The following is a 13,318-nucleotide window of genomic DNA, read 5'->3' as shown; positions in this document are numbered from 1 at the left end:
CAGTGACTTCCAAGAAAACAAAATTGCCATTCGGTGAAAGGGTCAAGCGAGAATGGAACCGTAATGCGATTGTTTATATCTTCTTAATCCCAGTACTAATCCATTTCGTTGTATTTCAAGTCTATCCTTTCTTATTAAGTTTTTATTTAACGTTCATGGACTGGAAAGTAATTGGTGACCCGGAGTTTGTCGGGTTAAAACACTGGCAATATTTTTTAACGGATAAATTGGCTTGGAAAGCATTATGGAATACAGTAATGTTCTCTGTTTATTATATTCTACCTACTATGGCATTAGGTCTAATTTTGGCGTTAATCATAAATTCTGGCGTTAAATCTGCACGCTTTTTTAAAGGTGTGTTTTTTCTACCTGTTGTTACTTCCTTTGTAATCATTGCCGGGATTTGGGGCTGGTTATTCAGGGGAACAGATGCAGGATTGATTAACTATATCATTAGTTTTGTCGGTATCGAACCACAGTTATTTTTATCAAACTCTAGTCAGGCGCTAGCTGTATTGGCAGGATTAAGTATATTCAAAGTTGGTGGATCAACGATGATTTACTATTTCGCTGGGCTACAATCGATTGATAAGCAATTGTACGAAGCAGCAAGGATTGACGGGGCTTCTGCAATGGAGATATTTTGGAAAGTCACGTTTCCTTTATTAAGACCGATTCACTTTTACGTGGCAATCACAACGACAATTGGTTCTTTTCAAATTTTCGATTCTGCTTATCTATTGACGGGCGGTGGACCGAATTATGCGACGACAACAATTGTTTATTACTTATATGAACAAGGATTCACTGGTCTAAACTTGAGTTATGCGGCCGTTCTTTCTTATGTCTTGTTTGCGATTATTTTGGTTATTTCGCTTATCCAGCGAAAATATTTAGGCCAAGAATCTAAACATTATTAAGAATACATGCTTGTTAAAGGAGCCTGATTAGATGTTGAAAAAAGTTATTACATATACAGCATTATTTATATTGGGATTCTGCTTCTTATTGCCTTTCGTAATCATGATATTGGGATCGTTTAAAGATGTCGAATTTGCTCAACTGGACCCGCTTTTCTGGATACCGGATGAACCTACATTGAAAAACTATTTATATATTATGAGGGATGGTTTATTCGTTAGGTGGATACTAAACTCAGTTATTATTACGATAATTCCCGTGGCAAGTCAGATGATTTTTTGCGCAGTTTTAGGTTATATTTTTGCGAAGAAACAATTCCCTGGAAGAGAAGCGATTTTCTGGACTTTTATGGCAGTAATTATGATACCACAACAACTCTTAATCATTCCGAAATTCATCATGTTCTCTGATTTCGGTTGGATAAATACATACTGGGCATTGATTGTTCCAGAGTTATGGGGAATTATGGGCGTCTTCCTGGTGAGACAATTCCTTCAAAACATTCCTAATGATTTAGAAGAAGCGGCATATATAGATGGCGCGAATGATATACAAATATTTATGAAAGTTATTCTTCCACTTTCTGTCCCGGTAGTTGCGACGGTTGGAACTTTTTCATTCATCTCAAACTGGAATGATTTATTTCAGCCATTAATCTATTTAACACAAGAGAAGATGTTTCCAGTAACGCTTGGTTTAGCTTCAATGCTTGGGAAGGAAGGGAATTTTGGAATTGAAATGGCAGGCTCCACCGTATCCTTTATACCGACATTCCTTATATTCTTATTTTTCCAGCGATATTTTACAGAAGGTATACAAATGTCAGGTTTGAAATAAATACTGGTTAACAGGGGAGTGACTTTCATCCGGACAATCAAGATAGGACTCATCGGATTAGATACGTCTCACGTTGTCGAATTCACGAAGCTTTTAAATGACACCAATGGATTAAACTATGTACCAGGTGGAAGGGTAATTGCTGCTTATCCCGGCGGATCGGAAAACTTTGCGTTAAGTAAATCTAGAATCGAAAAGTTTACGGAACAACTTCAGAATGATTTCGGCATAAAAATTGTGCATACGATTAAAGAAATGGCCGAGCAATGTGACGCAATTATGCTCGAATCAATAGACGGCGCTACGCATCTAGAACAACTACGTGAAATCGTGGAATATCGAAAACCTATATTTATAGATAAACCTTTCAGTATTAATACAGATATGGCTGAGGAAATGATTCAATTGGCAACTGACTATGGAACGCCACTAATGAGTTCATCTGCACTGCGGTTTGCTGAGGGGATAACGGATATTCATAGTGTAACGGATAAAGGGGCTGTCATAGGGGCTGATTGTTTTGGGCCGATGGAGATGGTTGACGGGGGTTCCGGATACTTTTGGTACGGCATTCATTTAGCTGAAATGCTATTCGCCATCCTAGGACCTGGTGTTGGATCAGTCACGTCTATTGCGGAAAAGGAACATGATGTCATGGTTGGTACGTGGAAAAATGGGAAGATCGGCACGGCTAGAGGAATTAGGGAAGGAAATTCTCAATTTGGTGCTTTGATTCACTTTGAAAACGGCAAAGAATATTTCGAAGTTTGCCCAACTCGAAAATCATTTTATGCGAGTTTGGTTGAAGAAATCATGGCGTTTTTTATTACTGGATCTTCATTAGTACCTTTAAATGAAACGAAGGAAGTTATTGGTTTTATAGAGGCGGCCAATCAAAGCGTTGTATCTGGTAAAACGATAAAAGTAGGGCCGTGAGATTGAATACACGGCCCTTTTTTACAGCTGATTGTCTTCCTCGATAAAACATAATCGATAAATACGACGTGGTCTGCCTTTGTGGGTAACTTTTTCTTCGCCTATTATTTCCACTAATTCCGCGTCCGTCCATTTTAATAGAATTCTATTAGCGCTCCTGAGTGTTACGTTCAGAGTAGATGCCAACTCTGGTGCAGTGTAGTTGATTTTCTTCTGGCGTGAAACGCGTGCCATCAGTTTAGTCATATAAGCAGCTGACATTCCCGCTTTTTGGGCTTTATCCAATAGGTAGGGGTCTGTGATTGCTAAATTATAGCGTTCATATTGTTTATGCGTCGTGATATCGACAGGTCCAAGAACGCTTCGATCTTCACGAACAATATAGCAAACATTTCCGCCTAATTCTTTTGATTGACGGAGTGCGAGGCGTGCATGATTTCCGGCTTCGGCAGCAGTGAGACCGAAACCAACACCCAGGCTAATTGTGATACCAAGTTCATTTTTAATTTCTTGCAGCAAGGGAATGAATTTATAGCCCCTTGTTTCACGCTCAAAAATACCGCGTGTAGTTATGAATGAGTATTCTTCGCCGCCTAGATTGATAAGGTGGCCATCTAATAATTTAGTGTAATCAAGTAGCATTTGGTGGACATTCAGTTTTAATAATTGAACGTCATATTCAGATGCATATCTTTCTACCACGCCTTTGAAATTATCGATATTAACCAAACCGAAAACAATTTGAGATTCTTTATTTCTACGCGTATTCGTTGCCAATAGAGCTCTTTCGAGTGAGACAGTCATGTCCTGTTGTGTAGGTGTAACCCATTCATTTGGTATTTCAAGTTCAGAAAGACGAATGGAGACCTCCTGAATACCTGTCAAAGCGACCGCTCTAAATGACTTGTAGTTGACTATATGAAATTGAACAACTTCGTCAACTTGCGAGGATCCTTTACAAGCAAAGATTTCGTAATTATCTTCTTCAAGTTCCAAGAGGATTTGTTCAACATATTTTTCTTCGACCGTATCGATGGATAAACATTGTAAACTATACCCGCTTTTAATTATGGATAAAGATCGATAAAGGCCAGTACCCATCAACGGCATATGGTGCACCGGTATGGTAAAATTGATTGCTTTTTTCACGCTTTTATAGGCATTGTATTCCGTAAAGATTAAAACTTCAACATCATTCATCAACTCTTGAGTGATATCTGGGATAACCGTCTCGCTGTCGATTACACGAAATATAGGTTTGAAATTCGGGAAGTTCTTTAATGTTTCTTGCGTGCGATTAACAAGTGCTTGAGGTGTGATGATGCCAATATTAATTTCTGAAGTGTCATTTACAATCTTATTTTCCGGCAATGAATTTCCCTCCTGTATTAAAAGACCTAATAAAGACTTGTCTTTTAATAAGAGTGTAACTAGAATTATGTTATAAGTCAATTGTGTATATTCAGATTAATGATAACTTGAGGAGTGATGGAATGAATACGCTAACAGAGCTAGAGGAATTTATGACTAGACCATCAGATGATCTAATTAACGATCTTAAACAGCTAGATGGAGATATTCTAATCTTAGGTGTTGGGGGGAAAATGGGTCCCACTTTGGCAAAAATGACGAAACGAGCAATAGAATTAGGCGGTCTTAATAAAAAGGTAATCGGTGCTTCTCGTTTTTCTTCGGGAAGTTTAAAAGAAGAATTAGAAGCTTTCGGAATTGAAACGATTGCTGTGGATTTACTAGATGACGACCAGTTGCAAAAGATGCCCGATGTGAAAAATATTATTTTCATGGCGGGAAACAAATTCGGAACATCGGGTAATGAACATTTCACATGGGCGATGAATGCTTATTTGCCGGGAAGAATCGCTGATAAATTTAAAGACTCTAGAATAGTTGCGTTTTCGTCAGGAAATATTTATCCGCTGACGAATGTTGTGAATGGTAATTGTTCAGAAGAGACAACGCCAAGTCCGATCGGTGAGTATGCGCAATCTTGTTTGGGAAGAGAACGCGTCCTTTCAAACTTTTCTTATACGAATAACACGCCTTTGTTACTTTTTCGATTGAATTATGCGATTGATATGAGATACGGTGTTTTATTGGAAATTGCGAAGCATGTTATTGATGAAAGACCAATTGATCTAACAATGGGCAGCGTCAACGTCATTTGGCAAGGCGATGCCAATGAATATGCAGTGCGCTCGCTCCTTCACTGCGATACGCCGCCAAAAATATTGAATGTGACGGGTCCTGAAACGATATCGGTTCGTTGGTTGGCAAAAGAATTCGGAGTACGTTTCAATAAAACACCATTATTCGAAAACGCGGAGCAGGAGACTGCCTTATTGAACAACGCCTCTAAAGCGCATCAGCTTTTTGGCTATCCAAGGGTATCACTACAAGAAATGATAGACATGACGGCTGATTGGCTTCTGAACGATGGAGAAATGTATGATAAGCCGACTCATTTTCAAGAGCGAAAAGGAGAATTTTAATGGTGAATCCTAAAGTACTGGAACATTTACACAAAGGAACTGTGATTCCAGCGCATCCGCTTGCCTTAACAGAAAGCCGCGAGCTCGATGAAGATGGTCAACGAGCTCTTACTCGTTATTACATAGATGCGGGAGTGGGCGGGGTAGCCGTCGGTGTTCATACAACACAGTTTGAAATCCGAGATCCACAATTTAATCTATTTGAAAAGGTATTGACGCTAGCAATTGAAGAAATAAATAACGCACAAGTCCCTGAATCCTTTATAAAAATTGGTGGTATTAGTGGACCCGAAGAGGCTGCAATTAAAGAAGCTAAGTTCATCAAGTCGATTGGTTATGATTTTGCTTTACTAAGCATGGGAGGTTTATCAGATGCTACTCCTCAGGAATTACTGGAGCGAACGAAAAAAGTAGCGGAAGTGATTCCAGTCATCGGCTTTTATTTACAGCCTGCTGTAGGAGGACGCGTCCTCTCTTTTGACTTTTGGAAAGCGCTTGCAGAAATTCCCAATGTTTACGGCATAAAGATTGCCCCGTTTAATCGGTATCAAACGCTTGACGTGATGAGGGCAGTTTGTAATTCGACGAGGAATAAAGAAATTGCTATCTATACAGGAAATGACGACAATATTGTGGCTGATCTTTTGACGACGTACCGCTTCCAAGTTGACGGGAGGAAAGTGGAGAAAGAAATCGTTGGTGGTTTACTGGGTCACTGGTCTGTTTGGACGAAAACAACCGTAGATATTTTTAAAGACATAAAAAATAGTAAGTTAGATGGCAAAATTCCGGCTGAACTATTAACCCTTGGACAAGAAATCACAGATGCGAATGCGGCGTTTTTTGATTCGAATAACCAATTTAAAGGAAGTATTGCCGGAATCAATGAAGTTCTGGCAAGACAAGGTATTCTGAAAGGGAATTGGTGTTTAGCTGACAGAGAGAAACTAAGTCCTAACCAATCGACAGAAATCGACCGTGTGTATTCCGAATATCCCCATTTGAACGATGATGCATTTGTGAAGGATAATTTATCAAAATGGTTCACTAAGTAAGGAGTGAATGTAATGAAAACAATTGTTGCCAGAAATCGAAAAGTACAGATTATTGAACAACCGGATCCGGAGGTACTACCTTCTTATCTACTGATTGAAACAACCTACTCAGCTATTTCTCCAGGAACAGAACTTGGATTGATAGATATTAGCGCTGACAAGGATCTTGAGTTGGGCTACAGTGCTGTTGGCAATGTCTTGGCGTGCGGAGAAAATGTGGTGGGATTTCAAGAAGGTGATATTGTCGCGTGTTACGGTGCACCTTACGTTGGACATCGTGAAAAACTACTTGTACCTACCACCTTATGCGCTAAAGTTCCAAAGGACGTAGATGTAAAAGAAGGATCATTAGCGGGTATAGGTGCAATTGCAATTCATGCATTACGGATTGCCAAATTGTCTTTTGGCGAAACAGTAGTCATTGTCGGATTAGGATTGCTGGGTCAAATGATTGCAAAAATCGCCAATGCAGCTGCGTATAATGTCATTGCTTTTGATATTCAAGCGGATCGAGTGGATATGATTCAAAGAGACAAGGGAATCGCTGCATTTTCATCGCTTTCGGAAATGGAAAATGAATTGTTACGTCGTACAAATAATCAAGGCGCAGATGCAGTTCTATTGTGTTCAGGCGGCAAACGTTCGGAACTGACCGATTATTGTCTTAACTGGGTCCGGAAGCAAGGAAAAGTTGTGATTGTCGGAGATATTGAACCTGTATTCCCACGTGATCAACTATTTGCGAAAGAAGCGCAAATCCTCATTTCTCGTGCGGGGGGACCAGGTCGCTATGATTCAGTGTACGAAAAACAGTCAATCGATTATCCCTATGGGTATGTGCGCTGGACCGAAGGACGGAATGTAGCAGAATATATACGCTTAATAAGCAATAAGATGATTGATGTGAAGCCATTTTTACAGAATGAAGTAGATTTTAAAGATGTTCCTGTTGCCTATGATGAGTTGATTGAACTTAAGCAAGATATGTTAACCCAAATCATAAACTATAAAAATTAAGTAAAGGGAGTTTTGTGCATGTTGAAAGTAGGGGTTATTGGGGGAGGCTCAATTTCAGAGTTTCATATTAAGCCGTACGTGAACAATGACGATGCGCTACTGATTGCTTTATGCGATAAAAATAAAGAACGTTTAGCTGAAGCGGGCACACGTTATGGTGTGGATAACCTATATACGGACTATGAAGATTTGTTAGCGAATAAGGAAATCGATGCGATTAGTATTTGTACTTGGAACAATACCCATGCCGAAATTGCCATTGCTGCTTTGGAGGCGGGAAAACATGTACTGGTCGAAAAACCTTTAAGTATGACTGTCGAAGAAGCATTCGCTGTTGAAGAAGCTGTCGAGAAGTCCGGTAAAATACTGCAGGTCGGTTTTGTCAGAAGACACGGCGACAATACGAAGCTATTGAAACAATTTATTGATCAAGGTGAACTCGGTGAGATTTACTATGCGAAAGCTTCTTGCATCAGAAGACTTGGAAATCCGGGTGGTTGGTTTAGTGATAAATCGAAATCGGGCGGTGGTCCACTCATCGATTTAGGTGTCCATATGATTGATATAAGTTGGTATTTGATGGGTAAGCCTCGTCCCATATCAGTCAGCGGGAATACATATAGTCGACTGGGTAACCGAAGTAACATTAAAAATCTATCTTTCTACAAGGCGGCTGATTATAATTCAGGCCTAAATGATGTAGAGGATTTGGCGAATGCATTAATTCGTTTTGAAAACGGAGCGTCTTTATTCATCGATGTAAGTTTTACGCTTCATGCTAAAAAAGATGAGTTGTATGTAAAACTATTTGGCGAAAGTGGTGGTGCTGAGATTGAACCCGAGTTGGCAATTGTCACTGAAAAAAATAATGTAATTTTGAATATAGAGCCACAAATTGATAATTTGAATTTTGATTTTGAAGTAGCATTCATTAATGAAATCAACCACTTCGTTGAATGTTGTCGTGAAGGAAAGCAAACAATTGCCCCCGTAGCCGACGGTGTACAAGTGATGAAAATGCTGAATGCGGTATACGAATCAGCGGCTACAGGGAAGGAAGTCTATTTATAAATGGCGACAATTCATGCAGATCTATTGATCATTGGCGGCGGTTTAGGCGGTTGTGCTGCGGCAATATCAGCATGTGATGAAGGCTTACGTGTATTGTTGACTGAAGAAACAGATTGGATTGGAGGACAGTCGACATCGCAAGGGGTACCCCCAGATGAGCATCCATGGATTGAGGATTTTGGAGCGACCAAAAGGTATCAAGTGTATCGCGGGAAAGTGCGTGAAACTTATTTGCGAATGATGGATGTAAAAGATGAAAAGGAAACATTCAATCCCGGTAATGGACTAGTTAGCAACATTTGTCACGATCCACGAGTTAGCGTTCATGTGTTAAATGAAATGCTTTTGCCTTATGTATTATCAGGTCAACTGACAATTGAACTAAACACGGTAGTTACTTCTGTTGAGAGAAGTGGTGACCAAGTTGACCGTGCAACATACCGAAATGTACTGACTGGAAGTCTTGGCACAGTTGAAGCATTTTATTTTATAGATGCAACGGAGGCGGGGGATGTTTTACCGTTAGCTGAAGTGGCGTATGTAACCGGTGCGGAAGCAATCTCGGAGACAAACGAGCCGCATGCAGTAAAAGCGGCTGATCCAAAAGACATTCAAGCGTTTACGTACGTCCTTGGCATTGAATATAGAGCGGGTGAGGATAATACGATACCAGAACCGGAATTGTATTCTTTTTGGCGGGACTTTCATCCGGAGATATGGCCGGCGGCTTATCTAAGTTTTTTTGCACCCCATCCGATTACGAGAGAGAAAAGAGTGTACACACTCTTCCGGGAAGAAACTGGTTTTCCACTATGGGAGTACAGACGCAGTTTTGATGCCCAGAATTTTAACCTACCATTAGATGCAGGCGATGTCAGCTTGATGAATTGGCCGATGAATGATTACTTTTTAGGGAATATTTATGATGTACCTGAAATGGAAAAAGAAGAAAATCTATTTAAAGCCAAGCAACTAAGCTTGTCGTTACTTTACTGGCTCCAAACAGCAGCACCACGACCCGATGGTGGAAAAGGATACCCTGGATTGAAACTGCGTAAAGATATCTTTGGAACTGATGACGGATTAGCGAAAGCGCCTTATATAAGAGAGTCTAGAAGAATAAAAGCGCTATATACAATTGTTGAACAAGATGTATCGCCTGATTTCAATGAAGGAAAAACTGGGAAGTTTTATGACGACAGGGTAGGCATCGGTTCCTATAGCATTGATCTCCACCCGAGTATGTCGGGAAGAACGTATTTGGATATTAAGGCACTTCCTTATCACATCCCATTAGGCGCACTGATTCCAAAGGATGTAGATAATTTGTTGGCAGGGTGCAAAAATATCGGTACGACACATATTACAAATGGCTGCTACAGGCTTCATCCGACGGAATGGAATATTGGGGAAGTATGCGGCGCACTGGTTGCTTATTGTAAACAAAGAAATGCCACACCAAAAGAAGTTCGGGAAAACACACAGTTGTTGACTGCATTTCAAGATAAATTACGTTCTGCTGGAATTGAACTTGAGTGGCCTGAGGCGTTTTATGAAAGGGAGAGTCTATGAAAAGCTTCTGATTCTAGTGAAACAATAGAAGCGATAAAGTTGTAAATTAGCAAGAGCACCGATTGCGTGCTCTTTTATTTATTAAAAGTAGAGAAGGTGCTGTTTATGGATAAAATCATCTATTGGGATACGCACGAGACTGTACTTTTTGCAGTCGAAGAACTTGAGAGACTTATGATGGCGGCGGGTACTAAAAGTTCAATCGGTGATCGTGCTCTGTTTACGAAGCGTAATGAAGAGAAATTCACAAGAATTATTTTAATCGGTCTTGAGGAATACAACAGTTTCATGGGCGAAAACATTAGGCTACAAAAAGATGGCTTTGCAATCGTTCATTCTGAGAGAGATACATGGATCATCGGAAATGAACCGAGATCAATTCTGTATGGGGTTTATTACTATTGCAGAGAGCGTTTCGGTTATCGTTGGATTGAATTGGAAGAAGAGGTGGTTCATTCTGTTGTGAAAAAATGGGGGAAAGATGAAGTGTATATTCATGAGCCTTTATTTGGCAGGCGCGGAAATATCCTAGAAACCATAGATGATCCCGCCTATATTAACTCGCTGATTGATTGGGGAGTTAAAAATGGTCAAAATGAGTATTTCTTCACTTTTTTCTTATGGGATAGCATTAAAACCTATGTTGCGCCAGAGTTACAAAAGCGTGATGTTCGTGTAACGCTTGGAGGGCATAGTCTTAGCTATCTACTAAAGGAGATTCAAAAAGAAGACTCTAGCGAAAATCTTCAGGAAGAAGAGAAGCTTAAATTCTTTGCGGAAGATACGATTCTTCAAGAAAAAGTGATACAGAAAATCGTTGATATTTGTTTGGAAAGTAATATTATAACAAGAATTTCATTATGGCCCGAAGATGTAGGAATTGATGAAAAAAATGCGGAAGGATTTTTACAAACGTATATCCGTTTTACAGAAAAATTAAAGGTAGCGCTTAATGAGAAGGTGCCCCATGTAGAAGCGGAATATATTGTTTACAATGCAGGCTTATCATGGAACATGTTGGAAAGAGATCATGAAACGGAAATATCGAATGAAGTCAATGCATTGTATGCCTATTGGGGAAGGGATTATTCAACCTCGATTGACTCTGGGGAATCTAGACAAGACAGAGCGCGCCGAGCTTTGCAGGATTGGATTGGACAAGTTGAAGAAAAAGGCAGGTCATTGACAGTTCTTGAATACTATAGCGACCATTTTATGCTGTCGGAAATTTTTCCACCCTTAGTGACGAGAATTCAACAAGATTTACAGGCTTATAAGGAACTGAATGTTGATGGTGTTTTAAACTTAATTGTTCCAATTCACCATAAAAAGGGATCACCTAAATTACTAGAAAACTATCCCTGGAAATGGATTCATCATTTGAATAACTATGTATACACCCGTATCGCTTGGGGGGAACGTTTTGAAGACATTGTTGAGGAGTACTTCACAATATTTAATGAAGAAAAAAGTCAGTTTTATTCAATAATCCTACAATTGGAGAGTATGGTTTCTCAACATACAAAATATAATGCGCCTTTATTCCCGGCAAGAATCGTTGACCCTGAAAAGGTTACCGAACAGGTAAAAGACTTAATGATAGTAGCGTATTTGGAACAAATTGAGACGTTATTAGACAAATGGGATTTGGGTGATGTCGAATCACTAGATACACTCGAAAGAAATGATAGTACTTTATCATCGAAAGATATGATGTTGATTTATCTAGCCTATTTGAAAAAGTCAGTGAAGCTTTATTCTGATGCATGGGCTTTAAAAGAATAGTAGGAGGTCATCGCATTGAGTTTTGAAAATCTACATTATTATAAACCAACAAATAAACTGGATAATCCCAAGTTGATTGAAAAGGATATTATCATTTACGGAGGAACTCCAGCAGGTATTTCGGCGGCTATTCAAGCTACAAAAATGGGGTCGACCGTTGCAATCGTTGAATTTAGTCAACATATCGGAGGTATGACCGCTAGTGGTTTAGGCGCAACGGATTTGGGTGCTGAAGATGCGGTCGGTGGTCTTTCAAGGGAATTTTATCAGAGAATCGCAACTTATTACGGGAAAGACAAGCAATGGACTTTTGAACCGAAAGCTGCGCAGGCTGTATTTGCCGAGTGGATATACGAATACGAGATACCTGTTTATTTGAATCAGCATTTAGATGAGGTTTGTAAAGAGGATTTGAAGATTACTGAAATTGCCATGGAGAATGGCAATCGCTTCAAGGGAAAAGTTTTCATGGATTGTAGTTATGAGGGTGATTTATTGGCGGAGGCGGGGGTTTCTTTCTTTGTCGGAAGGGAGTCTAATGCAACCTACAAAGAAATTTACAATGGTATTCAGTTTGGGGCTCCTCATCATAAATTTGAAAAATGGATCGATCCTTATGTGATTGAAGGCGACCCGGAAAGTGGTGTATTACCAGGCATTACGGAAGATGATTCTACTAAATTAGGTTATCAGGGACAAGGGGATCATCGGATACAAGCCTATAATTTTCGGATTTGCTTGACGAAAGTAAAGGATAATCAAATTCCTTTTCCGAAACCGCCACAATATGATGTAGGGCGCTATCAGCTACTGCTCCGTTACATACAATCCGGTGTATGGGATGCAATGAATCTTCATACGATGCTACCTAATGGTAAAACGGATTTGAATAATTACGGTGCATTTTCAACTGATAATATTGGTATGAATTACGAATGGCCAGAAGGCAGTTATGCAAGACGAGAGGAAATATTCCAGGATCATGTGAATTACGCGCTTGGACTATTGTATTTCTTAGCAAATGATGAGCATATTCCAAATGAGATTCGTGAAGAGGTCAAAGGATGGGGATTACCGAAAGATGAGTTTGAGAGCACGGGACATTGGCCGCATCAGCTTTATATCCGTGAAGGCAGAAGAATGATTTCGGATTACGTCATGACAGACAAGAACTGTCTGCAACAGGCGTTTATCGATGATTCGATTGGCTTGGCATCATTTCATATGGATTCACATAATTGTAGACGTGTTGTCATTGATGGTAGATGCGTAAATGAAGGGGATGTCCAAGTGCCAATCCCTCCGTATGAAATTTCATATCGTTCTATCCGTCCTAAAGCGGAGGAGTGTACAAATCTACTGGTACCCGTTTGTTTATCAAGTTCTCACATTGCTTATGGATCGATTCGTATGGAACCGATTTTCATGATTTTGGGGCAGGCAGCAGGAACAGCCGCTTCATTGGCAATCAAAGATAATGGAACCGTCCAAGAAGTAGACTACAACGAATTGAAACAAGAACTACTGGAGGCAGGTCAAGTCGTCCAATGGGGTGAGGATATGTTCGATGATCCTATTGAACGAATGCAAGAAACTTTTGGGAAAGAGTAAGAC

11 protein-coding genes are annotated in these 13,318 nt (G+C 39.8%); 10 read left to right on the top strand and 1 reads right to left on the bottom strand.

The genetic code is table 11. From position 1 onward, the window contains the following. The first annotated feature begins 2 nt into the window (after positions 1-2). The 3 genes from J4G36_RS09320 to J4G36_RS09310 are packed head-to-tail and all read left to right on the top strand — an operon-like array spanning position 3 to position 2,694. Positions 3-920 carry a carbohydrate ABC transporter permease gene (locus J4G36_RS09320; protein ID WP_210469733.1) on the top strand — a complete coding sequence of 306 codons (918 nt, stop codon included), beginning with the start codon at positions 3-5 and terminating at the stop codon, positions 918-920. A gap of 34 nt (positions 921-954) precedes the next feature. Beyond that, entirely contained in the window at positions 955-1,758 is an 804-nt protein-coding gene (locus tag J4G36_RS09315) for a carbohydrate ABC transporter permease (protein WP_483315895.1), read from the top strand. 18 nt (positions 1,759-1,776) lie between these two features. Further along, positions 1,777-2,694, top strand: coding sequence for a Gfo/Idh/MocA family protein (locus J4G36_RS09310; RefSeq protein ID WP_368668746.1), 918 nt, complete (start codon positions 1,777-1,779; stop codon positions 2,692-2,694). 21 nt (positions 2,695-2,715) lie between these two features. Here J4G36_RS09310 and J4G36_RS09305 read toward each other — a convergent pair whose 3' ends face one another. After that, positions 2,716-4,065, bottom strand: coding sequence for a hypothetical protein (locus tag J4G36_RS09305; protein WP_210469731.1), 1,350 nt, complete (start codon positions 4,063-4,065; stop codon positions 2,716-2,718). Between the two features lie 122 nt (positions 4,066-4,187). Here J4G36_RS09305 and J4G36_RS09300 point away from each other — a divergent pair, with 122 nt between their 5' ends. From J4G36_RS09300 to J4G36_RS09270, 7 genes are all read left to right on the top strand, one after another. Beyond that, positions 4,188-5,204: an NAD-dependent epimerase/dehydratase family protein gene (locus J4G36_RS09300; RefSeq protein ID WP_210469730.1), complete on the top strand. Its 1,017-nt coding sequence runs from the start codon at positions 4,188-4,190 to the stop codon at positions 5,202-5,204. Beyond that, positions 5,204-6,259 carry a dihydrodipicolinate synthase family protein gene (locus J4G36_RS09295; RefSeq protein WP_210469729.1) on the top strand — a complete coding sequence of 352 codons (1,056 nt, stop codon included), beginning with the start codon at positions 5,204-5,206 and terminating at the stop codon, positions 6,257-6,259. Before J4G36_RS09300 ends, J4G36_RS09295 begins: the two co-directional genes overlap by 1 nt. A gap of 12 nt (positions 6,260-6,271) precedes the next feature. Further along, the gene (locus J4G36_RS09290) at positions 6,272-7,276 is read left to right on the top strand and encodes a zinc-dependent alcohol dehydrogenase (RefSeq protein ID WP_210469728.1); all 1,005 of its coding nucleotides are present in this window, start codon (positions 6,272-6,274) and stop codon (positions 7,274-7,276) included. A gap of 18 nt (positions 7,277-7,294) precedes the next feature. Next, positions 7,295-8,347, top strand: coding sequence for a Gfo/Idh/MocA family protein (locus J4G36_RS09285; RefSeq protein WP_210469727.1), 1,053 nt, complete (start codon positions 7,295-7,297; stop codon positions 8,345-8,347). Then, positions 8,348-9,919 (top strand): FAD-dependent oxidoreductase, encoded by a 1,572-nt coding sequence (locus J4G36_RS09280; protein WP_210469726.1) that lies wholly within the window; start codon positions 8,348-8,350, stop codon positions 9,917-9,919. It begins immediately after the preceding gene. A 105-nt stretch (positions 9,920-10,024) separates the two neighbouring features. Further along, the gene (locus J4G36_RS09275; protein ID WP_210469725.1) at positions 10,025-11,704 is read left to right on the top strand and encodes an alpha-glucuronidase family glycosyl hydrolase; all 1,680 of its coding nucleotides are present in this window, start codon (positions 10,025-10,027) and stop codon (positions 11,702-11,704) included. Between the two features lie 15 nt (positions 11,705-11,719). Further along, entirely contained in the window at positions 11,720-13,315 is a 1,596-nt protein-coding gene (locus J4G36_RS09270; protein WP_210469724.1) for an FAD-dependent oxidoreductase, read from the top strand. Positions 13,316-13,318: the final 3 nt, after the last annotated feature.

The organism is Sporosarcina sp. 6E9 (assembly GCF_017921835.1).
Classification (GTDB): Bacteria; Bacillota; Bacilli; order Bacillales_A; family Planococcaceae; genus Sporosarcina.
This window is presented reverse-complemented; position numbering and strand designations above follow the sequence as displayed.

What these genes read in the sequence shown, in the direction of transcription:
- J4G36_RS09300 (WP_210469730.1), top strand. Translation starts at nt 4,188, where the DNA reads ATGAATACGCTAACAGAGCTAGAGGAATTTATGACTAGACCATCAGAT.
- J4G36_RS09295 (WP_210469729.1), top strand. Translation starts at nt 5,204, where the DNA reads ATGGTGAATCCTAAAGTACTGGAACATTTACACAAAGGAACTGTGATT.
- J4G36_RS09290 (WP_210469728.1), top strand. Translation starts at nt 6,272, where the DNA reads ATGAAAACAATTGTTGCCAGAAATCGAAAAGTACAGATTATTGAACAA.
- J4G36_RS09285 (WP_210469727.1), top strand. Translation starts at nt 7,295, where the DNA reads ATGTTGAAAGTAGGGGTTATTGGGGGAGGCTCAATTTCAGAGTTTCAT.
- J4G36_RS09280 (WP_210469726.1), top strand. Translation starts at nt 8,348, where the DNA reads ATGGCGACAATTCATGCAGATCTATTGATCATTGGCGGCGGTTTAGGC.
- J4G36_RS09275 (WP_210469725.1), top strand. Translation starts at nt 10,025, where the DNA reads ATGGATAAAATCATCTATTGGGATACGCACGAGACTGTACTTTTTGCA.